General features: G+C 60.6%; 19 protein-coding genes and 1 pseudogene. 6 read left to right on the plus strand and 14 right to left on the minus strand.

What is annotated here, in order from left to right:
* Positions 1 to 36: 36 nt before the first annotated feature.
* Positions 37 to 1653, minus strand: coding sequence for an ATP-binding response regulator (locus PspCFBP13509_RS14815; RefSeq protein WP_370737673.1), 1617 nt, complete (start codon positions 1651 to 1653; stop codon positions 37 to 39).
* Between the two features lie 96 nt (positions 1654 to 1749).
* Here PspCFBP13509_RS14815 and PspCFBP13509_RS14820 point away from each other — a divergent pair, with 96 nt between their 5' ends.
* A complete protein-coding gene (locus tag PspCFBP13509_RS14820) occupies positions 1750 to 2388 on the plus strand; it encodes a response regulator (RefSeq protein WP_027608115.1) in 639 nt (212 codons plus the stop codon).
* A 21-nt stretch (positions 2389 to 2409) separates the two neighbouring features.
* Here the strand turns inward: PspCFBP13509_RS14820 and PspCFBP13509_RS14825 are convergent, their stop codons facing one another.
* Entirely contained in the window at positions 2410 to 2817 is a 408-nt protein-coding gene (locus tag PspCFBP13509_RS14825) for a hypothetical protein (protein ID WP_137212244.1), read from the minus strand.
* Positions 2818 to 3276: 459 nt separating this feature from the next.
* On the opposite strand from PspCFBP13509_RS14825, the gene PspCFBP13509_RS14830 reads away from it, so the two are divergent.
* Positions 3277 to 3672 carry a hypothetical protein gene (locus PspCFBP13509_RS14830; protein ID WP_137212245.1) on the plus strand — a complete coding sequence of 132 codons (396 nt, stop codon included), beginning with the start codon at positions 3277 to 3279 and terminating at the stop codon, positions 3670 to 3672.
* Positions 3673 to 3775: 103 nt separating this feature from the next.
* On the plus strand, positions 3776 to 5410 hold the full coding sequence (locus PspCFBP13509_RS14835) for an ATP-binding response regulator (protein WP_083244866.1): 1635 nt from the start codon (positions 3776 to 3778) through the stop codon (positions 5408 to 5410).
* A gap of 13 nt (positions 5411 to 5423) precedes the next feature.
* Here PspCFBP13509_RS14835 and PspCFBP13509_RS14840 read toward each other — a convergent pair whose 3' ends face one another.
* Both PspCFBP13509_RS14840 and PspCFBP13509_RS14845 read right to left on the minus strand, forming a co-directional pair.
* Positions 5424 to 6044: a LuxR C-terminal-related transcriptional regulator gene (locus PspCFBP13509_RS14840; protein ID WP_065948296.1), complete on the minus strand. Its 621-nt coding sequence runs from the start codon at positions 6042 to 6044 to the stop codon at positions 5424 to 5426.
* 230 nt (positions 6045 to 6274) lie between these two features.
* Positions 6275 to 6988 (minus strand): DUF3108 domain-containing protein, encoded by a 714-nt coding sequence (locus tag PspCFBP13509_RS14845; RefSeq protein ID WP_137212333.1) that lies wholly within the window; start codon positions 6986 to 6988, stop codon positions 6275 to 6277.
* 266 nt (positions 6989 to 7254) lie between these two features.
* Between PspCFBP13509_RS14845 and PspCFBP13509_RS14850 the strand changes: the two genes are divergently transcribed.
* On the plus strand, positions 7255 to 8223 hold the full coding sequence (locus PspCFBP13509_RS14850) for an OmpA family protein (protein WP_074846916.1): 969 nt from the start codon (positions 7255 to 7257) through the stop codon (positions 8221 to 8223).
* An 82-nt stretch (positions 8224 to 8305) separates the two neighbouring features.
* Here PspCFBP13509_RS14850 and PspCFBP13509_RS14855 read toward each other — a convergent pair whose 3' ends face one another.
* From PspCFBP13509_RS14855 to PspCFBP13509_RS14865, 3 genes are all read right to left on the minus strand, one after another.
* Positions 8306 to 9799 (minus strand): methyl-accepting chemotaxis protein, encoded by a 1494-nt coding sequence (locus PspCFBP13509_RS14855; protein WP_065948298.1) that lies wholly within the window; start codon positions 9797 to 9799, stop codon positions 8306 to 8308.
* Between the two features lie 231 nt (positions 9800 to 10030).
* On the minus strand, positions 10031 to 12193 hold the full coding sequence (locus PspCFBP13509_RS14860) for a TonB-dependent siderophore receptor (RefSeq protein ID WP_137212246.1): 2163 nt from the start codon (positions 12191 to 12193) through the stop codon (positions 10031 to 10033).
* A gap of 186 nt (positions 12194 to 12379) precedes the next feature.
* Positions 12380 to 12871, minus strand: coding sequence for an Lrp/AsnC family transcriptional regulator (locus PspCFBP13509_RS14865; protein ID WP_027606753.1), 492 nt, complete (start codon positions 12869 to 12871; stop codon positions 12380 to 12382).
* Between the two features lie 121 nt (positions 12872 to 12992).
* Here PspCFBP13509_RS14865 and PspCFBP13509_RS14870 point away from each other — a divergent pair, with 121 nt between their 5' ends.
* Complete coding sequence (locus PspCFBP13509_RS14870) at positions 12993 to 14027, plus strand: histone deacetylase family protein (protein WP_137212247.1); 1035 nt, start codon at positions 12993 to 12995, stop codon at positions 14025 to 14027.
* A 67-nt stretch (positions 14028 to 14094) separates the two neighbouring features.
* Positions 14095 to 15501: an amino acid permease gene (locus tag PspCFBP13509_RS14875; protein ID WP_074846912.1), complete on the plus strand. Its 1407-nt coding sequence runs from the start codon at positions 14095 to 14097 to the stop codon at positions 15499 to 15501.
* Positions 15502 to 15513: 12 nt separating this feature from the next.
* Here the strand turns inward: PspCFBP13509_RS14875 and PspCFBP13509_RS14880 are convergent.
* The 7 genes and pseudogenes from PspCFBP13509_RS14880 to glgX all read right to left on the minus strand — a co-directional run bounded on the left by PspCFBP13509_RS14880 (position 15514) and on the right by glgX (position 24413).
* A pseudogene (locus PspCFBP13509_RS14880) lies at positions 15514 to 18058 on the minus strand (autotransporter family protein).
* A 249-nt stretch (positions 18059 to 18307) separates the two neighbouring features.
* Positions 18308 to 19069, minus strand: coding sequence for a PIG-L deacetylase family protein (locus PspCFBP13509_RS14885; RefSeq protein WP_027606749.1), 762 nt, complete (start codon positions 19067 to 19069; stop codon positions 18308 to 18310).
* A gap of 177 nt (positions 19070 to 19246) precedes the next feature.
* Complete coding sequence (locus PspCFBP13509_RS14890; protein ID WP_137212248.1) at positions 19247 to 19906, minus strand: glycosyltransferase; 660 nt, start codon at positions 19904 to 19906, stop codon at positions 19247 to 19249.
* A complete protein-coding gene (locus PspCFBP13509_RS14895) occupies positions 19903 to 20502 on the minus strand; it encodes an SAM-dependent methyltransferase (protein WP_065925218.1) in 600 nt (199 codons plus the stop codon). The genes PspCFBP13509_RS14890 and PspCFBP13509_RS14895 overlap by 4 nt, the downstream gene beginning before the upstream one ends.
* Positions 20499 to 21257, minus strand: coding sequence for a PIG-L deacetylase family protein (locus PspCFBP13509_RS14900; protein WP_074846908.1), 759 nt, complete (start codon positions 21255 to 21257; stop codon positions 20499 to 20501). The genes PspCFBP13509_RS14895 and PspCFBP13509_RS14900 overlap by 4 nt, the downstream gene beginning before the upstream one ends.
* The gene (locus PspCFBP13509_RS14905; protein ID WP_137212249.1) at positions 21254 to 22252 is read right to left on the minus strand and encodes an acyl-CoA dehydrogenase family protein; all 999 of its coding nucleotides are present in this window, start codon (positions 22250 to 22252) and stop codon (positions 21254 to 21256) included. The genes PspCFBP13509_RS14900 and PspCFBP13509_RS14905 overlap by 4 nt, the downstream gene beginning before the upstream one ends.
* A 1-nt stretch (position 22253) precedes the next feature.
* Entirely contained in the window at positions 22254 to 24413 is a 2160-nt protein-coding gene (glgX, locus tag PspCFBP13509_RS14910) for a glycogen debranching protein GlgX (RefSeq protein WP_065948303.1), read from the minus strand.
* Between the last annotated feature and the right edge of the window lie 100 nt (positions 24414 to 24513).

The following is a 24513-nucleotide window of genomic DNA, read 5'->3' on the forward strand; positions in this document are numbered from 1 at the left end:
CGTCCTTCGATATATCCGGGCATGGACATCCCCCAGCTAACCCATTTCCCTGGCGAAATGCTTGGTCAGTTCGAGCAGGGTCGTTCGCAATTCAGGCGGACGCACGGGCTTGGACAGGATGGAGATATTCATATGGATCAATGTGCTGCGGATACGCTCGATTTCATGGCCGGTCATGATCATGGCCGGTACTTCCCAACCACGCTGTTCGCGAATTGCAGCGATACACTCGGAACCTGAAATCCTAGGGCCCAGGTCGAAGTCGGCAATGATGATGTCGCATTCCGTGGTCACGTTCAGTCCATCGCTATGACTTTCTACCTCGCATCCCCATTTTTCCAGCAAGGCCGAGGTCGCCATCAGTACGTTGGAATCGTCTTCCACCAGGCATACCCGCAGACCCTGCAGACGGCTTTGCGTGGGCGCTGGCCGTTGCGTCTCGATGCCTGGCGCGACGCTTTCCAGGCGCTGGATAGTGGCGCGGGTGCCTTGGCCGAGTCGGGAGTCCAACTGGATATCCAGATTGAGCAACTGGCTGATGCGCTTGACGATGGACAAGCCCAACCCCAGGCCCTCGACATCCTTGTCGCGTGCGTGGCGCACCCGGTAAAACTCCTTGAATACTTCCGGCAGATGTTCAGCGGCGATGCCGCGTCCCTTGTCGTAGATGACAATGGCCAAGCCCTTGCCTCTGGGACGCACACCGATCAAGACCGGTTGGCCGGACGCGTATTTGAGTGTATTTGACACCAGGTTCTGCACCATGGTGGTCAACAGCCCCGCATTGACATTAACCCAGTGCTCGCAAGGGCGCAGGCGCAGTTGAACCCCGGCCCAGCGCGCGGCCTCGGTGTTCTGTTTGACGACGTCCCGCAGCAGCGCGCCCAGGTTCACCGGTTCCGCTTGCGGCTCCAGCTTTCCGTTGTCGAGGGTGTAGATATCCAAAATCGAACGGAACAGCTGAGAGACGGTGTGCAGCGAGCGGTCGATGTTGTCCACCAGTCGCAGTTCTTCGCCGCCCAGATTCGCGTCACGCAGGCACGCGGTGAACAGGCCGATGGAGTGGATGGGCTGGCGCAGGTCGTGGCTGGCCTGGGCGAGAAAGCGTGATTTCTCCTGATTGGCGGCGATTGCCTCTTCCGATGCGATACGCGTGCGCTTGAGTAGAATGTGCGCATAGGCCGGCACGACGATGGTGGTCACGATCAGCATCAGGAACATGTAGGGCTGTGCGCGCCAGAACGGGGTAAGCATGAAGATCATGACCAGCATGCTCAGTGCGATGAGTGTCGCGGCGGTCAAGTAGCGCGAGCCAAAGCGCATGCCATTGCCCAATGTGACCCAGAGCAACGCGGCATAAACCGGCAACGCGCCTTCTCCACCCACGATCATGGCGAAAGCGATGCCGGTATAGTCATGGGCCATGGCGAACAATCGGCGCCAGAAAAAGTGCCCTGGCCAGCGCTTGATCGCCATGCGCAGGGGGACTGCCACGCTGATGAAAAACGCCATGTACCACATGATCGGTACATAGGTGGCGAAGTCACTTGAAGGAAGGAGGGCCACCACCAAGATGTACAGCGAAGCACAGGTGCTGACCGTCAACCGCAATGTGGCCTGGTCCAGTTCACTGTTCTTTTCCGTCATGTTCATTGCGATTCTCCAGGGCAAGAAGTCGCTTAAAAGTTGAAACCTGGCGTTACAGTTTGCGTTACGATGCGCCGGACCTGAGGTGAGATGGACCTTGACATGACGCACAGAATCATAGTGGCAGATGACCATCCTCTGTTTCGCGAAGGTATGCTGAGAACCATAGAACGGCTTATGCCGACAGCGATGATAGAGCAGGCGGGCAATCTGGATGAAGTACTGGCGCTGGCGCGTGCGGGCGCAGAAGTTGATTCGTTGATTCTGGACCTGCGCTTTCCCGGTATCACGTCTATGCAGGTCATAGGCCAGCTGCGCAATGAGTTCAAGCGCACCTCGATCATTGTGGTGTCGATGGTCGATGACCTGGACATTATTTCCCAGGTCATCGCCCAAGGCGCTGATGGCTTTATCGGCAAAAACGTTGATCCGGCAGGCATTGCCGAAGCCATCCTGGCGATTCGGGAAGGGGAAGTCGTGGTGAAGTACAACCCCGAAAATCCCCTGCTGGACCCAAGCCTTGCCTCACTCACCGCCCGCCAGCGGCAAGTGCTCGGCCTGGTTGCGGCGGGCAAGACCAATAAGGAAATAGCCAAGCAACTGGGTATCTCCCCGTTCACCGTACGCATCCATGTTTCCACTCTGCTTAAATCCCTGGGTGTGCCCACCCGTGCGGCGGCGGCGGCTCAATTCAGTAACTTTCCCGGTGCCAGTGGGTGGCCGGGCAAGCTCGATACGTGAATCAAGACGGTGCAATGACCATTAGAGCGTGGGTTGGGGGACGGGGGCGTTACCGGGGATCAACTTGGCGCCTTTAGGCCTTTTTGGACAGTCGCCAGATGAATACCAGCGGGTCACCACGCCCTTTTCAATCATGAACCGCTGTTCGCAACGGGCGTAATCAGGCACATAACCCCATTCCATCGAATGGCTGCCGTTTGTAAGCCATACGTAGTCGTAGCCGATGATTTTCGAGTTGCCATCACTGAGGCCATGGCTGTTTTTTGGCGCCCCCCATGACGTCACCAACTCATCTTCGGACGCACCTACCCATGAAGCAGTAATGTCCGATGTCGTTTGATAACGCTGGTTCGTGACCAGATTACTCAAGGGAGAACCCGCACACCCGGACAGCATCAGAATGGATAAGACGGTGATCCATGATTTCATATTTCGACTCCATTCATGCGGCTTCAATAATCGGGCATTACATCAACTGGCGAGCAATTTATTACATTAATTCAAGCCATTAATGTCCATCTGGCTATGCTAGACAAGTCCCTGTTGTCCGCCTATAGCACACTTGTACTATGGTGTCAGCTCACGCGCCCTCATAAGCTGTACACGCTCGAAAAAGTCTTAAAGGCTTTGAGCCCGAGCGCACACCGGAATGCACTTTAACTTCAGCGTTGAAGTGTTCCAGCGTGTTTGCCCGCCTGTGAATCCAAAGGCTCGATTAGTTGCACTACGTTGTGTCAACTTCACCGTGCACCCGGTCGAAATGGAATGGTATTAATCACAACTCAAGGTAAGTCTATGTGCTTGAAATATGGAAAACTACTTAGAATCGGATTCACGCTGTGCATACTGACCGCAGGCCTGGGAGGCTGTGCTAACACTGGGGATTTGATGAATTCCTTAAACCCTGGAGCACAAAAGTACGATGTTGCTTACCTGAAGAAAACCATCATCCCGGGAAAAACTACCAAGACTCAGGTGACGCAATTGTTCGGCGCTCCAGCCGAAGAGGAACTTGATTCAACGAGCAGAAGCAACGGGTCCAACTGGACCTATGATAAAAACCAGGAGGGTCTGGAAAAGTACATGACCCTGGCCCACAAATATGTCTCGACCGAGACAAGCCTGAAGATGTACGACGCCTCGTCGCAAGTGTCCAAGGCACAGGGTGTCGCCAATGATGTCGGCAGTGTGACGGGCACGAAAAAAGCTCAAAGCCAGACCCAGGGAACGAAGTTGATAATTTACTTCGTGGATGACGTGGTGGATTACTACAGGCTTTACTGACACGTTCCGCTTCTGATACGACACGCCGTGTCGTTTGATGCCTTAACACGCCAACCTACGCCTTATTGTTCTCAAGGGGGCGGCATCCAGCGATGCATCCCCCATGGTCCATGAGGTTGAACGCGTGGAAAAGAACAGCGAACTCAATCAGGCCACGTTGCGCCTGACCGTCAGCGCCTGTGCGCTGCTGTACATCATCGTACTGAGCGGGCTGCGCCCCAGCGATACCGCAGCCTACACGCCCATCATCGTGTATATCTCGACCTTCATCGTGGTGTCGATATTCCTGCGCATGGCGATCAAGCGCTGGCCAGGACACTTTTTTTGGCGGCGCTTGCTCTCAATGCTCCATGACTACACCGGTATCGCTTTCGCCATGGTGCTGGGAGGCGAAGGTGCATTGCCTATTTATGCCGCGCTGCTCTGGGTGACCCTGGGTAATGGCATGCGTTTCGGCTCACACTATCTGGCCCTGGCAACCGTGATCGCGTTGTCTACCCTTATCGTTATTTTCTTGTTCAACCCCTTCTGGCGCGCGCAGCCCTACATGTTCCTGATGCTGATCGTGACCACCATCGTCGTGCCGACCTATGCACACATTCTGCTCAAACGCACGCGTATCGCATCGGAAGAGGCAATCGCCGCCAATCAGGAGAAATCACGCTTTCTCGCCCAGGCCAGCCACGACCTGCGCCAGCCCATCCACTCCATCGGCCTGTTCACCGCGTGCCTGCGGGACGCGAATCTGGGCGGCGAAGAACTGCGCATGGTGGACAACATCGACCGCTCGCTGCACACCGTCTCTCAGCTGTTCCGTTCGATCCTGGATATCTACACCCTCGACAACGGGAAGCTGGAGCCGCGAGCGGAACCGGTGAACCTGGGCGCGCTGTTGCAGGAGGTCGTCAAACAGAACACCGAGGCTGCGCGTTGGGCCGGGGTTCAACTGCGCCTGCACCCTTGCCCGCATTGGGTGAACGTCAATGGGGGGCTGTTGACCACCATGGTGCAGAACCTGGTGTCCAATGCGATCAAGTACGCATCGGGAGAGCCCGTGCTGATCGGTGTCAGACGCCAGGCAAAGGGCTTGGCCGTGGTGGTTTACGATAAGGGCTGCGGTATCGCCGCCGAACATTTACCGGACGTGTTCAAAGAGTTTTACCGGGTGCGCCACGCACGCGACAAGGATGTCGAGGGCCTGGGGTTGGGCTTGTCCATCGTCAAGCGCATCAGCCAATTGCTCAATGTCGATGTACATATTCGCTCCACGCCCGGGCGCGGCACCCAGGTGGCAATCAGCGGGTTGAAACACGCCGCCCCAAAGGTCATCGCGCCTCGGATGAAAAGCACCCATGAGCGCCTGAACGGACTACGGATATGCCTGATTGAAGACGACGCCAATGTGTTGCTGGCCACCAAGGCCCTGCTGGAGAAATGGGGCTGCGTCGTCGAGACCCACAGTGATGCGGATACCCTGGCCAGCGATTGCGACATCATCATTGCCGACTTCGACCTGGGCACAAAGGTCTCGGGGTCCGAATGTATCGCGGCAATACGCGAGTTCCGGGGTCAAGAGATACCGGCATTGGTCATCACCGGGCACGAAATCGAGCGCATCCGTCAATCACTGCACGCATTCAATATCTCGGTACTGGCCAAACCGGTGCGACCGCCGGAACTGCGCAACGTGTTGCTTGAGCAGGTCAAGTCAATGAAGTGCGGTGCGAGTTACCCGTAGATCCATCAAGGGACTAGCAGGTGTAGCGCCCCGCGAAACGCGCGGCGGCTACTGCTCTATTGGGTACGTTCAAGGCACGTATCAGCGAAGACACGTGAATACGCACGGTATAGGGAGAGATTTCCAGTTCAGCGGCAATTTCCTTGTTGGTTTTACCTTGTGCGATCAAATGCCAGACTTCCCGCTGCCGCGACGTCAGTTTGCCCATCGCATGATCACTTTCAAATGATGGTGATCCGGCCGGTTCGTATTTGACCACTACTTGGCCATTCCGAATATCGTTGATGGCGTTACGTACCTCTTCGGCTGAAATGTTCTTGCCAATAAAACCATTGGCGCCGGCCTCCATCACTCGCGTAATGACCACGCTGTCATCGACTGTCGAAACAACAACGACTGCAGTAGTGCCTCTTTCCCCGCACAGTTTCGCAAGCTCTTTCAAGGAGCAAAGCCCTGGCAAATATACTTCGATAAACAGCATGGCGACAGGTTGCCAGCGTTCCAGGAGAACCCAGACTTCCTCCAGGTTTCCTGCCTGTTTTATCGTTGCTTCAGGTATTAAGCACTCCAGTAGCCCTGTCATGCCCTCTCGATAAAGTGGGTGTTCGTCCGCCACCACAATTCGGCAACTCATATCAGCAAGCACAACCCGTCCAGATCAATGAAAACACGCTTTGATCATGTCCGACTCATACAACTTATGATATAGAACAGCTGAACTAGTACACCTGTGCTAGTTACTAAAGGCCATTAAGCAATTAAGTACATTTTGGTCGATGCAACTGCGGCACAAACAGCGGGCTTGAACCCGTTGCCAGGAAGGGCAGTGCTATCCTCCTTCTCATCGCCTGGGCATAAAGCTACCTAGTTGGCTCGCGTCTCATATCGCATCTTGACCACTTCAACGAGCCGCTCCTGTCCTCCATTGGTTCCGGAGAGGCTGGCCGACCTGATTGATTGTCCACGGTAGGGCCCTTCGGCAGCAAACCAATTCTGCACCACGACCTTCTGGGTCGGTTGCTGACCGGACGTTGATCCAGTGGAAATTTCATTGGTGAAGCGACAGGTCTCGAACGTCCCGAGTGCTGTCTTGATCGTCTCGCGGCCGTGGTAGGTCAGCTTTTCTGATACCTCAAACTCAAGCGTGGTGCCGCCGCTGGCGACCTGGTTCTTGTAACTGACGGCGACTGTTTGCCCGGGTTGTAAATCCAGCGGCGTGGTGGGCGGAGGGGTGTAAAGGGTCGTGGTCAACGAAGGCCCGGCACCGTGTCGATCACCATAGCGAATCAACTGGCCGTCCTTGATTTGCGCAAAGGTGGTCGTTAAATACACCGGCGAATTGCTTATGAACGTGGTGTGTAACGACGCCACCGGGTTGGCCCCGGCGAAGTCTTCATGGCCCAGCGTTTCGGTTTTACTTCGATTGGTTACTGCAGAGGTGTTGTCGCGACTTTCAGACTCCACAACGGTGCCGGCCTGGAAATCCGCTCCATTGGTACACGGTGCCGAGGAGGCCGTTGCACCAACGGCTGCCTCGGTCCAGGTAGCGCTGGTGGTTAACAGCGAGATCAAGGCCATCGCCAGCGCAGCGTTCATTTCAATTTTTCTGGTGGTTATAGGTTTCAAAAAAAGCATCCCTGTTCAATACGATCGGCAGCGTCGAATAGCGTAGAAAAGACCTGTTAGAGCGCGAACAACTGTGATCCAGCGCCAAAGCGCGATGCAATAGGGCAGCTGTGCTATTGAGTTATCTCGATAGCCCCGGTTTTATAAGCAGCCAACGACAGCAGCACCCTTTATCCGCTCGACCATCACCCTGGGTGCTAAGGATTTGCGGGAATAACATGACGTTAGTGAAAAAAACAGCAGCGACTACCCTGGTTTTAATCGTCACCCTGGGGCTGAGCATTCAAGCCTCGTCATTCGAGAGCGGAGCAGACAACAAGGTATTCGATGCCGCGAGTCTTGAGGTGTCGAACGTGCCGTTGGGCGCCTTTCCCTACATCGCCCTTCCCGACGGATATGTCATCGCCACCGCGCCCGATGTCTCCGACTTTGATCAGGTACCCTTCTGGACCGGTGATCGCCTGGCAGTAGTAGAAGGCAAGGTCTGGTCAGCCCATATCGACGCCGCGCAAGGCAAGGCGTTCTCCGACCTGGAATTGCAGCGCAACCTCGAGTCCGTCGTGTCCTCGTTGGGCGGCAGCAAGATCTTCGATGGCAGGATTCCGGAAGACCCCGGCCAGAAGATCAAAGAATGGCCGCGGGACTTCGCGCTCAAATACAACAGTGGCCTGGGGGACATTTGGAATAACGCCGCGCAGGTGTTTGTTATCCATCGCGCCGACCGCGATATCTGGATTCATTTGTGCAGCTACGCGTTCGGCGGCGGCCTGCTGATTGCCGAAACCAAACCGCTGCAAATAACGGCCAGCCTGTTGCCGGCCAGTGAACTGAAAGCGCAGATAGATAAAACCGGCAAGGTGGCATTGCACATCAACTTTGCGACTGACCAGACCCGCATCCTTCCGGGTTCACAGCCACAGATCGAGCAAGTGTTGTTGTTACTCAAGCAAAATACATCGTTGAAACTGGCCATTAACGGCTACACCGATCACACCGGTGACCCCGCGCACAACAAGACACTGTCATACGGCCGCGCCAAGGCCGTCGAGGCCGCCATCACCGCCAAGGGTATCGACGCGGCGAGGTTATCTGCGGCCGGGTTTGGCGAGGCTGACCCGGTGGCCGACAACGCCACCGAGGCAGGCAAAGCTGAAAACCGCAGGGTCGAGCTGGTCAAGCAAGACTAAGCGAACGCTCAGGATCAGGGGCGGCCCGGGCCGTCAAGACGAGACCCGTGATGGCTTCCGGCCGATGGCGAGCCCCAAACTATCACGGGTGAAACCGCCGCCCCAACGCATCCAACCGCACCGCAATCGGCGGCAACTGCTCGCTGCTCCTGGCCAACATCTCCACGTCGTCAGCGGTGTTTTGAGCAATGCTCTGCACCGATTGCAAGCGCCCGACAATCTCCTGATTCGCCGAGGTCTGTTCGCGTGTGGTGGAGACAATCCGCCCATTCAGCGCATCGATCTGGGTAATGTCATTGCCCACCGCTCGCAGCATTTCCACTGCCAGCTGACTGTCCTCCACACACCGTTCCACGCCCTGGCGGCTGTCGTGCATGGCTTCCACGGCCTGGCGGCTGCCTTGCTGCAGGCCTTCGATGATGGTTTTGATTTCCTGGGTGGAGACGGCGGTGCGTTGCGCCAGGCTGCGCACTTCGTCGGCGACGACGGCGAAGCCGCGGCCTTGTTCGCCGGCGCGGGCGGCTTCGATGGCGGCGTTGAGGGCAAGGAGGTTGGTCTGGTTGGCGATGCTGCTGATGACTTCCAGTACCGAGCCGATTTGTTCGGCCTGGACCGCCAGGCCTTGGACGGTGTGGTTGGTGCCTTCCAGGCGTGTGGCCAGTTGGGTGATTTCGTGTTGGGCGCGGCCGACGCTTTCCTGGCCACGCAGGATTTGTTGGCTGGCGACGCCCGCGTGTTCAACCGCTTCTTCGACGTGCACCGTAATGTGGCCCATGGCGTCTTCCATGCGCTGCATGGAGTCGGTCATTTGCGCGATTTCGGCCAGTTGGTGGCGAGCGCCTTTTTCCAGGGTGCCGCTGGCGTGGGCCAGTTCCTGGCCGAGTTGGCCGAGGCCGTGGGAGTCACGGGCGACGCCGTCGATGAGGTGGGTGATTTGTTGCAGGAAATGGTCAAAGCGCTTGGCAAGGGAGACGTGCACCTTGCCTTCACCTTTGGCGCTTTCCACGGTGAACTGGGTGGTGACGGCGAGCATTTTTTCCAGCATCTCCTCGCTTTCCACCGCCTCGGCCTGGCTGTTTACCGCGAGGTAGAGCAGGGCGATGGTTTCCATCACTACGTAGAAGGCGTGGACAAACACCATGGTCCAACCGCCGTGATGCGCCATCACGAACACCGGGAAGCCTTGATGCTGCAACGCATGGAACACCACGTGGTGCACGGCAATCGTCAGGGCGGCCACCAGGATCGGCAGCCAGTCTCGATAGAACGTCAGCACCGCCAGCAGCGCGAAAATCCCGAAGTGCGCTTCGATCACACCCTGGGCCTGGTTGATGTGCAGCGCCGCCATGACCATCAAGCCCGCGCCCAGTGCGCAACGCATCACCCGCGTGCCGCCGATGGCGCGGTAGAGCGCGGTGAGCACCGTGCTGGTGCCTCCTCCCACGACAATCGCCTGGGTCAGGGTGTCGTGCCAGAACGCAAGCCCGACGGAGAACAGCGTCATCAGCCAGATCAATGCCAGCATGATGCGGTCGGCCTTGCGGTAGTGCTCCAGGAAACGTGCGCGTGCGGGCATTCACTCTTACTCCATGTGGTCTGGCAAGGATCAAAGCATGCGGCGTGCCACTACGGCCCGCGTTCAGGCACTTTGCGGGTGCAGGGAAACCAAAAAGTTTATCGGCTTTGCGGGAGGGGACTTTAAGCGCGAATGCGTTCGGAGGGGGCAGAACACATTCGTGGTGACAAGCCGGGGGGCAATGTGGGAGGGAGCAAGCCCCCACATCAGGACCCCCGTTCGCCAGGTGGATCAGAAGCTGTATTTGGCCGTCAGCATCATGTTGCGTGGGGTGCCGTAGGCGTCGCCGCCATAGCTCACGGAGTTGGCGATGGTGGAGTAATAGCGGCGGTCGAAGATGTTGTTGGCGTTGAGCTGCAGGTCGAGGTGGTCGTTGACCTTGTAGCCGGCCATCAGGTCGGTGACGGCGTAGGCGCCCTGTTGGAGGCGGTAGGTGCTGCCGTCAGCCAGCTTGACGTCGTTGTACAGGCGGCTTTGCCAGGAGATGTTGCCGCCCACGCGCAGTTTCTCCAGCGGGCCCTGGAAGTTGTAGCGGGTGGTCAGCTTGAACAGGTGCTCCGGAACGTCCGTGTCGTACTGCTTGTTGACCTTCTGCGGGTTGGCTTCATCCTTGATGGTGTGGGTACGCGCGTAGGTGTAGCCACCGCCGACCTGCCAGTTCTCGGTCAGCGCGCCTTGCAGTTCGAAGTCGATCCCCTGGCTGCGAATCTCTCCGGAGGCCTCATAGCACTCTGTCTGTGGGCAGTTTTGCACGGTCACCTGGGTGGCGCGGTTTTCCTGGTCGACACGGAACAGCGCCACGCTCGCATTCAGCGCGCCACCCAGGTATTCGCCCTTGATGCCGACCTCGTAGTTTTTGCCGACAATCGGCTTGACCGGGGTACCGGAGGTGTCCTTGGCGCTCTGCGGCGTGAAGATGTCGCTGTAGCTGACGTACACGGAGTGGTGATCGTCCAGCTCGTAGATCAGCCCCGCGTAGCGGGTAAGGTTGCGGGTGACGTGATAGTCGCCGTCGTTGCTGCCGTGGGCATCGTAGTCATACCAGTCCAGGCGCCCGCCGAGGATCAGCTTCAACGGGTCCGCCAGGCTCAGGCGCGTGGTCACGTAGACACCGTCCTGGGTGGTGACCTCGCGATCGTCCGTGGTGTGGACGAAGTCCGGTTTGCCCGCGGTGAGGGGCCAGTTGGTGTTGTAGGGGCTGTAGTTGTGGGTGGTCATGTCGTAGATGCGTCGGCTGGCGCCCACCACCAGTTCATGGGTGCGCCCGAATGCCTGGAACGGGCCGCTGGCAAAGGCGTCGACACCGGCCTGGTTTTCATCGTAGGCGGCCTGGTAGACCGTGCGCGCCAGGGTGTTGTTGACCCAGCGCGACTGGTAGGAACCGGAAAACAACGCGTTCTGTTCGGCGTAGTTGGCGTTGACCTGAAGCTTCCAGTCATTGGCCAGGCGCTGGCGCAGTTCGGCGAAGACCGTGTTGATTTCCTGGTCCTTGTTCTCCCAGTCGGTACCGGGATTGTAGGAGCGCGGCAGATCCAGGTGATGGCCGTCCTGGCCGATCATCGACGAGCCCCAGAAGTAGTTGGTCTTGTCCTTCTGGTTCGAGAAACCGAGGGTGAGGGTGGTGTCTTCGCTCAGGTCGGCCTCGGTGACGGCATAGAACAGGCCGTGATAGGACTCGGCGTTGTCGATGAAGCTGTTGGCGTCTCGGTAGGAAGTGACCACCCGGCCGCGCCAGGTGCCGCTGTCATTGAGCGGGCTGGAGGCGTCGAGCTCGCCACGGTAGTCATCCCAGCTGCCGGCGGCACCGGTGAGGGTGACTTTCTGTTCGTCCAGCGGCCGCTTGCGGACCAGGTTGATGGCCGCCGACGGGTTGCCCGCACCGGTCACCAGGCCGGTGGCGCCACGCACGACCTCGACACGGTCGAACATCGCCAGGTTCGGCTGGGCGCCTACGGAAACGCCGTTGTAGCCGCTGGGGATGCCGTCGTACATCAGGTTGTCGATGTCGAAACCGCGTGAGGTGTAGGACTGCCGGCCCGGGCCGCTGGAATAGTTGAGGAATAGCCCAGGCGTGGCATTGACCACGTCGTTGATGCTGGTCATCCCCTGGTCATCCATGCGCTGGCGTGTGATGACGGTGACGGCCTGCGGGGTTTCACGCAGGGTGAGGGGCAGTTTGGTCGCGGTTTTCATCGCGCCGGTGGTGTAGGACTGCGTACCCTCGGTGGTTTCGCCCAGTTGTTGCTCGCCGGAGATCTGGGTCGCACCCAGTTCCAAGGTGGTTGCCGGCGTTTCAGCGTCGGCGGCGAAGGCCGCGTGCGAGGTGGCGAGACACACCGCCAAAGCGATCAGACTGGGTGTAAAACCTTTACCGCCGTGTTGTTGCACAGACATGGAACGGACTCTCCCCTAAGTGCCGTCCGTGGCGAATAATAAATCTGTTGATAATTATTCGCATTAGTTTGGCAGATTAAATCTGTCGGAAAAAGCCTTTGGGGAGAATTAGTTAACGAATTTTTCACATCGGCAGGGCAGGCTTTTTGCCATTACCTGCCGTCGGCGAGTTGTTTTTTTGCGTGTTCAATCGCGTTTCGGAATCGCCATCCGACTCGTCGCTTTCACCTCCCGCAGCGCCAGGCTCGACTGGATCGACGCAATCCCCAACTGCCGCCGCAGCACGCTTTCGACAAATTCGCTGTAGCTGTCCAGATCCTCCGCCAGCACCTGCAACAGGTAATCCGCGTCGCCGGTGATCTTGTGGCACGCCAGCACCTGAGGAAGCTCCTTCACCACCGCTTCGAACGCATCCGGAGCATGGTCGGTGTGGATCGCAAAACGCACATGCACAAACGCCATGATGTCCAGGCCGAGCAACTTGCGATCGAGGTTGGCCTGGTAGTCCTTGATCACGCCTTCTTCCTCCAGGCGTTTGCGTCGCCGCCAGCAGGGGGTGAGGCTCAGGGCCAGGCGTTCGCTCAGTTGGGCGTTGGAAATACTCGCGTCTTCCTGCAGCAGGGCGAGGATGGCGAGATCGGTGTCGTCAAGAACGACCTGCTTGGTTTTATTTTTCATAGTTGGCTATCAATGGGGTAAAAACACCCGATAAAGCTATCAGCGTCAGAAGTAAAAGCAAAGAAAGCCCTGCGCAGCCAGAACAAAATAGACCCTGTCTTTTTCTGGCGGATGTATCCAAATGCTGACTGTTTTTAGTGATGACCACCGTTTGCACCACGGCACCGAACTCAAGGACGGCGTGCTCAAGCCCTCATTCGAACAACCCAGCCGCGCCGACACCGTGCGTGACCGCGTCCGGCACGTCGGGCTGGGCGATATCATCGTGCCGCGCCGCTTCGAGCGCGCCTGCTACGTCAACGCCCACAGCGAGCGCTACGTCAGCTTCCTCGAAACCGCCTGGGCCGAATGGACCGCCATCGGCCGCAGCCATGACGCACTGCCGCTGGTGTGGCCGGTACGGGACCTGGCCAATGAGCAGGTGCCGGACTTCATCGACGGCAAGCTGGGCTTCTTCGCCATGGACGCCGGCTCGCCGATCACCGCCACCACCTGGCAGGCGGTCAAGACCAGCGCGGACATCGCGCTCACCGGCCTGGCGCTGATCGACGAAGGCCATCACAGTGCCTTCGCCCTGTGCCGCCCACCGGGGCACCACGCGGCCCGCGAATACATGGGCGGTTATTGCTACCTCAACAATGCCGCGATTGCCGCCCAACAGGCGATCACCCAAGGCGCCAAGCGCGTCGCGGTACTGGATGTGGATTTCCACCACGGTAACGGTACGCAGAATATTTTCTACGACCGCGCGGAGGTGCTGTTCATCTCCCTGCACGGCGAGCCTGCGGTGTCCTATCCGTATTTCTCCGGTGCCAGCAGCGAGCGCGGTGCAGGTGCCGGGGAGGGCTTCAACCTGAACTACCCCTTGCCGAAAAACACCACGTGGGCCCAGTACAAAACCGCGCTGATCCACGCCTGCCAGCAACTCAGACACTTCGCCCCCGAGGTGCTGGTGATCTCCCTCGGCGTCGACACCTTCAAGGACGACCCCATCAGCCACTTCCTCCTCGACAGCCAGGACTTCCTCAGCATGGGCGAACTCATCGCCAGCGTGGGCGTACCGACGCTGTTCGTGATGGAAGGCGGCTACATGGTCGACGAGATCGGCATCAACGCCGTCAACGTCCTGCACGGCTTCGAAAGCAAGACTGCCTGACCTAATAACAACACTCGCTCGATTCTTTTTTCTGCCAAAACTCAAAAACATAACAAGAGGTTTTGTGATGAAAACAACCACGTCCGGGCTGTGTGAAAAGCCTGCGTTGCAACGCACCCTGAGCAACCGCCACATCCAGCTGATGGCCATGGGCGGTGCGATCGGCACCGGCCTGTTCATGGGCTCCGGCAAGATCATCGCGTTGTCCGGCACCTCGATCATCCTGATCTACATGATCATCGGGCTGTTCGTGTACTTCGTGATGCGCGCCATGGGTGAGCTGCTGCTGTCCAACCTCAACTTCAAGAGCTTCGCCGACTTTGCCGGCGCCTACCTGGGCCCGCGTGCGGCGTTCTTTCTCGGCTGGTCGTACTGGCTGAGCTGGAGCGTGGCGGTGGTGGGGGACGCGGTGGTGGTCGGCGGGTTTTTCCAGTACTGGTTCCCGCATGTGCCAGCGTGGATGCCGGCGGTGGGCATGCTGTTGACGCTGTTCGCGTTGAACGTGCTGACGGTCAGGCTGTTCGGCGAAGTGGAATTCTGGTTCGCGATCATCAAGATCATCGCGGTGCTGACCCTGATCGGTGTCAGCGTGGTGCTGATTGCCAGCTCGTTTGTCTCGCCCACCGGGGTCACGGCCTCCGTGAGCCACTTGCTGGACAAACAGGCGGCGTTTCCCAATGGCCTGTTCGGTTTTTTCGCCGGCTTCCAGATGGCGATCTTTTCCTTTGCCGGCACCGAACTGATCGGCACCGCAGCCGCCGAAACCCGAGCACCGGAAAGGACCTTGCCCAAGGCGATCAACTCGATTCCGCTGCGGATCATCCTGTTTTACGTGCTGGCCCTGGGGTGCATCATCGCGGTCACCTCGTGGCAACAGGTGTCGCCGAGCAAGAGCCCGTTCGTGGAACTGTTCCTGGTGGCGGGCTTTCCAGCTGCGGCGGGGATCGTCAATTTCGTGGTGCTGACCTCGGCGGCATCGTCGGCCAACAGTGGGGTGTTCTCCGCCAGCCGCATGTTGTTCGGCCTGGCTGACCTGGGGGACGCCCCGGGTATCTTTGGACGCTTGTCGAAAAGCAGCGTGCCGTTTATCAGCCTGGCCTTCACCACCTTGCTGATGCTGCTGGGCCTGGTATTGCTGTTTGTGGTGCCGGAGGTGATGACCGCCTTCACGATTGTGTCGACGGTGTCGGCGATCCTGGTGATTTTCACCTGGTCGACCATCCTCGCGTCCTACATTGCCTACCGCAAAAAGCGCCCGGACCTGCACGCCAGATCTCTCTACAAGATGCCTGGCGGTGTGCCGATGGCCTGGTTTTCCCTGGCCTTCATGGCCTTCGTCCTCGGCCTGCTGGCGTTGCGGCCGGATACACGCCTGGCGCTGTACGTGATGCCGGCCTGGTTTATCTGGCTGGGCATTGCCTTTCAGTTTTCACGCTTCAAGGCTGCCGGGGTGGTCAATCCCGGTCATAGGTGATTCACGGGTTCCCTAGAACTCCATTCTCAAGCCCACCGTGCCCTGGCGGCCGTTGAAGGTGTTGCTGTCCAGGTTGCGGTTGTAGCCCAGCTCGCCGTACAGGCTGATGCCCGTGGCCACCTTCAGCATGGCGCCGGCGCTCAGGTCCAGGGTGGTGGACTTCTGCTCGGTGTCGATGGCCGTCACACCGTTGAAGGTGACGGTGTTCTGCCCGGCGCTGGTGTGCCAGACATTCGCCCGTACGTAGGGTTGAAGCGGCATGCTGCGGACCAGATAGTCACCGCGCAGGCGCACCCCGAGGCGGCTGGTGACGTTAGTGTCGGCGTCATAGGCGACGTCGGAGATCCCGTCGTTTTGCTTATCCAGTCTGGTCTTGCCGACGATCAGTTGCGCCTGGGGTTCAACCACCCAGTTACCCACCCACGCAAACGGCCAGCCGACTTCGGCGGACGCCGTGACATTGTGCCCCCGGGTGTCCATCTTCACGCCACGATCCGACTCGTTATTGCCGTCGAAGCGGGTGCCCATCAGTACCAGGTCGAGGTAGGCCTGGTTGGCGCCGATCAGCGTCCAGTAGACCCCCAGGCTGTCCCCGCGCAAGGTGGTCTTGCCGGCGTCCTTGTCCTGCCAGCCGCCGTTGAAGCCCTTGATGTTGCCTTTGAGGGTGCTGTGGCCGACAAAGAACCCGCTCCGTTGGGTCAGGCCATTGTCGTAGGTGCTGGCGTACAGGTCGGTACCCACTTGGAAGCCGGTCACCGAACTGTCGAGCGACGGGCTGACCGTTCCGGTGAAGCTCTGGCGCGTGCTGTTGCCGTAGGTCCGTCCCCAGCCCGACGTGAATGGGCCGGTATGCAACTGCTGGCTTTGGTCACCCATACGCTGGTGGAAGGTGCCGAGCATGCCCTGCACGAGTTGCTGTGCGGCGGGAAACAACGCAGCGTAGATCGGCACTTCCGGACGATAAAATAGGGATCGGTTCGGTCCCGGGATTGGGCGGCAGCGGTGGTTCACCGGGAACGGGGGTGGGTAACGGCACGATAATCACCGGGCCAGGCGGCACCACGGGGATCGTCGAGCGCAGGTAGTAGTTCTCCGCCGTACCGGCCGTGACACCGCCTTTGAACAGGTAGTAGTCGAACGCGCCGGCAGACACCGGGCCCGCCAGTGTAAACGCGCTGCCACTGCCAGACGCGCCGTTGAGGGCCTGCACCACCTGGATGCCGTCCTGCAGGGTGGCCGCACCCGTGCCGCCGAGGTTGGTGACGCTGATGGCGGTGGTACCGGCGAGGATGCCCTGGTTGATGATCAGTTTGTCGCTGGGGGAATCATCCGCGCCCAGGGCGCTTTGCAATGCAAGCCGCCCGTTGTCGCCGGTGTAATTGCCATTGATGGTCAAGGTGTCGCTGGTGCGGGTGTTGCCGGTGGTCATGTTGAGGGTGCCGCTGTTGGTGACGTTCACCCGTTGGCCGGCCGTAAACGGGTCGATCACCCCCGTGCCGATCAACAGTTCACTGGTCCCGTCGATGCTCAGGCTGCCCGTGCCGGTGTCGCTGTCACCCAGTTTCAGCGTTCCGCCCAGGATCAACTGCGACTGGTTGTCCAGCCGAATGCTTTCCCAGTTGGGAAACAGGCCCGGATCGCCTGCCTTGGTATTGTCCAGTGTGAGCGTGTCGACACCCAGGCCAGCGTCGATCAACTGCGCCGCGGCCAGTTGGGTGTTGACCAGGTTCTGCAGCACCGCCGTGTCGTCACCGGCGCCCAGCAGTACGAACGAATGCAGGTTGCCACCGGTCCATTCGAAGTCATCGTTGCCAAAGCTGAGGAGTATCTGGCCGTTGACGTCGCCACCGGACACCGCTACGTGATCGTTTCCCCCGCTGACACTGATGTTGCCGCCGACAAAGGCCGTGCCCGAGATCAGGATGGTGTCGTTGCCGAAGCCGGTCACCAGGTTGCCGATGATCCTGCCACCCGACATGTCGAACAGGTTGTTGTCGAGCTTCATGTCGACCCGGCCGATGGTGCCGCCGCTCATCCTGGCCTGGTCGCCATCCTCGAAGGCTCCGGTGATGGTGCCGCCACTCATGTTGAAGGTGTCCAGGCCATCGCCCTGAGCCAGTGAGGCAATGGTGCCGCCGCTCTGGGCGTAGCTGTCGACGCCTGCGCCCTGGCTGACGGCGCCGGCCTGTCCGCCGGTGATCTGCGCCACATCCGCGCCCGAGCCCTGGCTGACGCTGCCGGTGATGCTGCCCAGGTTGAGCCGGAAAATATTACTGCCATCGCCCTGGTTGAGGTTGCCATCAATCCCGGCACTGGGCCCGTTCACATCCACCAGATCGTTGCCGGCGCCGTAGGTGACATTCCCGGTAATCCGCCCCGTGGCGCTGAGGTTCAGGGTGTTGTTGCCGGCACTGTCGGTAAAGCCCGGTGCCGTGCCGCTGTCGCAGGAAGAGAGGTCGTCCCCGGCGGTGTTGCTGATGGTGCACGCCCCGTAAGAGGCGCTCGGCAGTGCCGCCAGGGCAATCAGGTACAGCAGGGTCAGAGTCCGTAAGCGCATGATCCATCCTCGTGCGAGGGGAAAGTTGCCCCGGCACCGGCAAAGGCCGGTGCAGGCCAGACCATGACAACGTGACACGCGATACGGAGCAGGGAGTGCGGGTTACCTGTTCGAAAACACCGGCCAATGCAAGGAGTTGGCATGGCTTTCTCGACTGCACCTCAACGGGTGCAGCGCTGTTTGCACCCTAGCCATACATCGTGCAGGGCGCTACTGTCAGAGTTGACAGGTATAGACGAGCTGCCGGTCTTACGAAAACACAATCTCGTAAGGCTCGCGCATACGCTCCAGCAGCACCTGGGCCAATATCGGCGCCAGGCCGATCTGCGGGTCGCCCGCCAACTGGCTGGCATACGCATGGACGGCGTGGAGTTTGCGCGCCACGGTCCAGGTGTCCAGGCGTACCTTGCGCGCCCGTTGCCAGGGGATCGTCGCACCCTCGCGGGCGGGGCAGTGCCAGGCCCAGATCGGCAGTTCATAGAGTTGCGCGCCCACCAGCCTGCAGGCGTTGGCGCTGGCACGGCCGACGGCCTCATGGTCGTCATTGCCGTCGTTGCGCCAGGTGGAAAACACCACGTCGCCCGGCTGCAGGTAGCGCGCGATGAATTGGCTCAGTTGCGGCTCGCGAGCGGCGAGGGCGTTGTCGCAGAAACCGCCGCGAATCCACTTCAGGCTGTGCAAGGGCATGCCCAGGCGGCGCAGCGCCTCGGCGCTTTCCTGGGGCCGCACCACACTCAGGCGGCTGGCCGGCCATACGTGGGAACCCGGGTGGCTGGCACTGCCGTCCGTGATGGAGATCATTTGCAGGGGGTGTTCCAGGGTGCTGAGCAATTGCAGTAGACCGCCGCAGGCCACCACCTCGTCGCCGGGATGGGGCGCGATGATCACCACACGCGCGCCAGCGGGCACCAGGGAGGTGGTAGAGATAGGCGGGATTTGCGCCAGCTGCGGTGCGCTGTTCCAGATTTGCGCGGGGCCGCGACGGCCTTCACTGAGGGAGGCAGGCTTCATGGGCGTTACGTCCTTGTCGATTGATGCTGGGTCGTGCCCCGTTGACGGGACGACTCTATTTATTCACCACAGACTCCGCCGTGGTGCACGCGTGGTAATCCAACCCTGAATTACCAGCAAGGCGTCATCAGCATAGACAAGGATTGGTCGCTTTTACATTTTGCAATGTCGTTTTTTTCAAGACGCGCACATCAGGCTCTTCAAATAATCGCCGAACCCGCCCTGGGCACGGGCCTCCAGGCGCGCGCTGGTGATGACTTGCGGGGCGTGGCTCCAGGCGATGGAGGCCCCGCAGCGCTCGAGGTCACGCACCAATTGCACATCTTCGTGACAGGCCAGCGGTTCGAACCCTCCGGCGCGCACATAGGCCCCGGCACTGATGCCCAGGTTGGCGCCGTGGATATGCCGGTGACCGTCACGGGCGTGGTACGCCGCCTGGTAACGGATCTGCGCCGCCGGGTCGAACTCTTCGCTCCAGGTGTCGATGGTCACGGTGCCGCACACCGCGTCGGCGCCCAGTGCCAACTGGGCCACCAGCCAATCGGGGGCCACGCGGCTGTCGGCGTCGGTGCACGAAATCCAGCGTGCACCCTGGTTGAGCAGGTGTCGCGCGCCCACCCCGCGCACATGGCCCACATTGCGCGCCTGTACCTCCAGGCGCTGCACCGGGAACCCCTCGGCAATCTCCGCACTGGCATCGCTGCAACTGTCGAGCAGCACCAGGATCTGCACCGTTTCACCCAGCAGGCCTGGGTGACTGGCGGCCACCAATGCTGCCTCCAGACACTCGCCGAGCAGCGCCTCTTCGTTATGTACCGGGATCAGAATGCCGATCATCGCAGGCCCTCAAGGGTGGCAACCGAAGTGCCGTCGCGGCTCCACAGGTCGAGTAGAAAGTCGGGTTCGTGGTGGGTGGCGACCAGGGGCATCCCCAGCCGCTCATGGAGCAGGGCATGCACCTGTTCGGCGGTCTGCGGGCACCCGTCGATCGTCGGGCGCCAGTGGCAGGCCAACACCTGGCCGTTGGCGGTGAGGCTGCTGAGGGCGCGATCGATCAAGCGGCACAGGTCATCGCGGTCGAGGTAGTAGCACAACTCGCTCAAGACAATCAGGTCGAACTCGCCTATCGGCCATTGCTCGGGCAGGCGGCTCTGCTCCACACGGGCATGGGCAAAGCCCAGCAGGCGGCTGCGTGCCAGGGCGACGGCGGCCGAGGCGGTGTCGCAACACAGCAGGTGATCACAGCGCGGGGCCAGCTCGAAGCTCAATTCGCCATTCGCGCAACCGGGTTCGAACACCGAGGCATAGCGCGGCCGGGTCAACAGTGCCAGGGTCAGCGCCCGTTTGCGACGCTCGTACCAGCGTTGGCGAAAGGCCCAGGGGTCGTCGTTACCGGCAAACAGTTGATCGAAATACGGTGTCGCCACACTCATACGAATACCACTTCAAAAGGTTGTAGCAGACGCTCCACCACATAGGGCGCCAGCACCGGCGGCAGGCCGATCTGCGGGTCACCCTCCAGCTGGCTGGCGAACGCATGAATGGCATGGCGCTTGCGCGCGACGGCTTCACAGCTCAGGGGGATTTTGCGGGCACGGTGCCAGGGCACCAGGCTGTTCTCGGGAGACGCCCAGTGCCAGGTCCACACCGGCAGCTCATAGAGGGCCGCACCCACCGCGTGCGCTGCCTTGGCGCTCGCGCGGCCAACGGCCTCGTGGTCGCAATGGCCGTCTTCGCGCCAGGTGGTAAACACCACATCCGTGGGTTTGAGGTGGCGCTGGATAAAGGCGCTGAGCTGGTCTTCCCGCGCTGCCACCTGGCTGTCGCTGAAGCCGGCCCGCAACCATTTCAGGCTGTGCAACGGCACACCGAGGCGGTGCAGGGCCTGGGCCGACTCCTGGGGGCGCACCACGCTCAAGCGCTCCACCGACCAGTGGGTGGAGCCGGGATGACTGGCGCTGCCATCGGTGACCGAAATCAATTGAATGGGCCGGCCCAGTTCGGCCAAGCCTTGCAACAGGCCGCCACAGCCCAGTACTTCGTCATCCGGGTGTGGGGCGATGATCACCGCGCGGTGGCCCTTGGGTACCAATTGTTCGACGCTGATCTGCGGCAGTTCGGCCATCAGCGGCGAGTCCTGCCAGCGCTGCAGGGGCGTGCCCTGGCCGACGATCGGGTTGGGTTTCATAACTGCCACCTCCCTGTGGATTCCCCTGCGACCAGTTCGCCGAGGCCGGCCAGGTCGCGTTCGGCATGGCTCTGGCGGACATACACCGGCAGGTCCGCCATCAACTGGGCGAAGTGCGGATCCTTGCAGTACGGACCCGCGCCCACGGCTCTGCCCACGTGCCGCATGACCTGCTCGACGGTGTCCTCGATGCTCGCGCGCACCTGCTGGGCCAGGTGCCGGGCATCGGCCCTGGGGTAGCGGTCGATCTGCTCCGCACTGGCCCGCAGCACGCAGGCAGCGCTGTTCAAGGCGCTGTCGACCGCCCCCAGATGGGCGAGGGCGTGAGGCTCCGAGCGCTTGCTGCAGTGATCGCGCAACACCTCGGCCAGGCGTTGTGCCGCACCGTACCAGCAGGCGGCGATACCGATGCCGCCTTGCCAGAATCCGGGACGCCCGAGGTAGTCGCCGGGGCCGCCCACGGCAAGGCCATGGGCGCCGTCAAAGACGACCTCGACGCTGCCGGTGGCGGCCATGCCCACCGCATTCCAACCGTCGTGGGTGACCGTGATGCCCGGTTGGTCCATCTGCACCGCCACCAATTGCTGGCCGCCTTGTTCATCCCACGCCGTCAGCAAACCATGGCTGAGCACCGCGGCCCCGGAACACCAGGCTTTACGCCCGTCCAGACGCAGGCGATGGCCCTCGCAGCGCACCTGCACCTTGGCATTCGGCGGTTCTGCGGCCCACATGCCCCACAGACTGCCCAAAGGCGGCGCCGGGCTACGCAGCTCGGCAATGATGGCCAACGCATCGGTGTGGCCTTCGAACAGCTTGCACAAGCGCAGGTCATGACCCGCCACCTGCGCCAGGCGGCTGAACCGCCCCAGGGTGTCGCCGCTGCCAGGCAGCGGCAACTGATCGAGGCCTTCCTCCTGAAATGCCCTCAGGGCCTTGGCCAGGTCCTGCGTGTCCGCATAGCCCTGGAAGCCTTGAAGGAATCCATGCAGTGCCATGTCACACCTCGTCGTCACGCTGCAGTTCGAACAGCAGCAGCGAGCGGCCGGTCACACCGTACTCGTGGTCGAACTCGAAGCGTTCCTGGCCACGTACCGCCGGCTCGTTGGTGTCGAGCATGCAGGTCCAGAACTCACCCTCCGGCACCGGCGGCAGGCGGAAATTGACCACGTCGTGGTGGGCGTTCACCACCAGCAACAGGGTGGCGTCGGCACCGGCGCGGCGAATCCCGGTTTCCTGGGCGCGGCCATCCATCAGCATGCCCAGGCAACGGCCGTGGCTGTCTTCCCACTGTTCGGTGGTCATCTCGGTGCCATCCGGCGACAACCAGGTGACGTCCTTGACGCCGATGTCTTCGTTGTAGTCGCCTACCAGGAAGCGCCCACGACGCAGGATCGGGTAGGCCAGGCGCAGCTTGATCAGGCGCTTGACGAACTTGAGCAACGCCTTGCCATCCTCGTCCAGGTCCCAGTTGACCCAGCCGATCTCGCTGTCCTGGCAGTAGGCATTGTTGTTGCCGTGCTGGGTCCGCGCGAACTCGTCACCGGCGACCAGCATCGGCGTGCCCTGGGCCAGCAGCAGCGTGGCGAAGAAGTTGCGCATCTGGCGCAGGCGCAGTGCGTTGATTTCCGGGTCGTCGGTGGGGCCCTCGACGCCGTGGTTCCAGGACAGGTTGTTATTGCTGCCGTCCTGGTTGTTTTCGTCGTTGGCTTCGTTGTGCTTGTCGTTGTACGACACCAGGTCATGCAGGGTGAAACCGTCATGGGCGGTGATGAAGTTCACCGAACTGTACGGGCGGCGGCCACGGTGGTTGAACATCTCGCCCGAGGCGGTCATGCGCCCGGCGAAGTCCGCCAGTTGGCCGTCATCGCCTTTCCAGAAAGCCCTTACGGTGTCACGGAAGCGGTCGTTCCATTCAACCCAGCCTGGCGGGAAGTTGCCCACCTGGTAGCCACCGGGGCCGCAGTCCCAGGGCTCGGCAATCAGTTTCAGCTGGCGCAGCACCGGGTCCTGGCGGCAGGCCACGAGGAAGCTGTGGCGTTCATCGAAGCCATCGCGGTAGCGGCCCAGGATGGTCGCCAGGTCGAAGCGGAAGCCGTCGACGTGCATCTCGTTGGCCCAGTAACGCAGGGAGTCGGTGACCATCTGCAGTACGCACGGGTGGCTCAGGTCCAGGGTGTTTCCGGTGCCGGAGTCGTTGATGTAGAAGCGCTTGTCATCGGGCATCAGCCGGTAGTACGAAGCGTTGTCGATGCCGCGCATGGACAGGGTCGGGCCGCGCTCGTTGCCTTCGGCGGTGTGGTTGTAGACCACGTCGAGGATCACTTCCAGCTTCTGCTCGTGCAGGTGCGCGACCATCTCCTTGAACTCGGCGATCTTGCCGCTGGCCAGGTAGCGCGGGTCGGGGGCGAAGAACGCAATGCTGTTGTAGCCCCAGTAGTTGGTCATGCCTTTTTCCAGCAGGTGCTGGTCGTTGACGAAGGCGTGCACCGGCAGCAACTCCACCGACGAGATGCCCAACTGGCGGATGTGCTTGAGCACATCATCTTCCATCAACCCGGCACAGGTGCCGCGCACGTCTTCGCCCACCGAAGGGTGGCGCATGCTGATGCCGCGCAGGTGGGTTTCGTAGATGATCGTACGGTCCCACGGCACCCGCACCGGCTGGTCGTTGCCCCAGGTGTGCGCCGGGTCGATGACCTTGCACTTGGGCACGAAGGGCGCACTGTCACGCTCGTCGAAACTGAGGTCGTCGTCCGGGTGGCCGATGGTGTAGCCGAACAGCGCTTCGGACCATTTGAGTTCGCCCACCAGTTGCTTGGCGTAGGGGTCGATCAGCAATTTGTGGTGGTTGAAGCGATGACCATTGGCCGGGTCATAAGGCCCGTACACACGGTAGCCGTAGATCAGCCCAGGGTGGGCGTCGGGCAAGTAACCGTGGAAAATTTCGTCGGTGTATTCGGGCAGTTCGATGCGCTCAAGTTCCACTTCGCCGGTGTCGTCGAACAGGCACAGTTCGACTTTCTCGGCGTTGGCCGAGAACAGCGCAAAGTTGACACCCAGGCCATCCCAGGTAGCGCCGAGGGGGAAGGGCAAACCTTCACGAATCCGCGACGGCTCGCTGCCCGGCGTCGAAGGGGTCTTATGGGGTTTGCTCATTGAGTTGCTCCTGCAAGGCTATTTTTTCGGGCCGAACGCGGCCGTGCTGACGAGTTTTCAGCTGATGATAAGAAGAGTGAAGTCACCTTTTGCCGGCCGC

This window comes from Pseudomonas sp. CFBP13509 (genome assembly GCF_005233485.1).
Classification (GTDB): Bacteria; Pseudomonadota; Gammaproteobacteria; order Pseudomonadales; family Pseudomonadaceae; genus Aquipseudomonas; species Aquipseudomonas marginalis.

Excerpts from the sequence above, each read along its gene's own strand:
- PspCFBP13509_RS14815 (WP_370737673.1), bottom strand. The coding sequence starts at position 1,653 with ATGAACATGACGGAAAAGAACAGTGAACTGGACCAGGCCACATTGCGG.
- PspCFBP13509_RS14820 (WP_027608115.1), top strand. The coding sequence starts at position 1,750 with ATGACGCACAGAATCATAGTGGCAGATGACCATCCTCTGTTTCGCGAA.
- PspCFBP13509_RS14825 (WP_137212244.1), bottom strand. The coding sequence starts at position 2,817 with ATGAAATCATGGATCACCGTCTTATCCATTCTGATGCTGTCCGGGTGT.
- PspCFBP13509_RS14830 (WP_137212245.1), top strand. The coding sequence starts at position 3,277 with ATGAATTCCTTAAACCCTGGAGCACAAAAGTACGATGTTGCTTACCTG.
- PspCFBP13509_RS14835 (WP_083244866.1), top strand. The coding sequence starts at position 3,776 with ATGGTCCATGAGGTTGAACGCGTGGAAAAGAACAGCGAACTCAATCAG.
- PspCFBP13509_RS14840 (WP_065948296.1), bottom strand. The coding sequence starts at position 6,044 with ATGAGTTGCCGAATTGTGGTGGCGGACGAACACCCACTTTATCGAGAG.
- PspCFBP13509_RS14845 (WP_137212333.1), bottom strand. The coding sequence starts at position 6,988 with ATGGCCTTGATCTCGCTGTTAACCACCAGCGCTACCTGGACCGAGGCA.
- PspCFBP13509_RS14850 (WP_074846916.1), top strand. The coding sequence starts at position 7,255 with ATGACGTTAGTGAAAAAAACAGCAGCGACTACCCTGGTTTTAATCGTC.
- PspCFBP13509_RS14855 (WP_065948298.1), bottom strand. The coding sequence starts at position 9,799 with ATGCCCGCACGCGCACGTTTCCTGGAGCACTACCGCAAGGCCGACCGC.
- PspCFBP13509_RS14860 (WP_137212246.1), bottom strand. The coding sequence starts at position 12,193 with ATGTCTGTGCAACAACACGGCGGTAAAGGTTTTACACCCAGTCTGATC.
- PspCFBP13509_RS14865 (WP_027606753.1), bottom strand. The coding sequence starts at position 12,871 with ATGAAAAATAAAACCAAGCAGGTCGTTCTTGACGACACCGATCTCGCC.
- PspCFBP13509_RS14870 (WP_137212247.1), top strand. The coding sequence starts at position 12,993 with ATGCTGACTGTTTTTAGTGATGACCACCGTTTGCACCACGGCACCGAA.
- PspCFBP13509_RS14875 (WP_074846912.1), top strand. The coding sequence starts at position 14,095 with ATGAAAACAACCACGTCCGGGCTGTGTGAAAAGCCTGCGTTGCAACGC.
- PspCFBP13509_RS14885 (WP_027606749.1), bottom strand. The coding sequence starts at position 19,069 with ATGAAGCCTGCCTCCCTCAGTGAAGGCCGTCGCGGCCCCGCGCAAATC.
- PspCFBP13509_RS14890 (WP_137212248.1), bottom strand. The coding sequence starts at position 19,906 with ATGATCGGCATTCTGATCCCGGTACATAACGAAGAGGCGCTGCTCGGC.
- PspCFBP13509_RS14895 (WP_065925218.1), bottom strand. The coding sequence starts at position 20,502 with ATGAGTGTGGCGACACCGTATTTCGATCAACTGTTTGCCGGTAACGAC.
- PspCFBP13509_RS14900 (WP_074846908.1), bottom strand. The coding sequence starts at position 21,257 with ATGAAACCCAACCCGATCGTCGGCCAGGGCACGCCCCTGCAGCGCTGG.
- PspCFBP13509_RS14905 (WP_137212249.1), bottom strand. The coding sequence starts at position 22,252 with ATGGCACTGCATGGATTCCTTCAAGGCTTCCAGGGCTATGCGGACACG.
- glgX (WP_065948303.1), bottom strand. The coding sequence starts at position 24,413 with ATGAGCAAACCCCATAAGACCCCTTCGACGCCGGGCAGCGAGCCGTCG.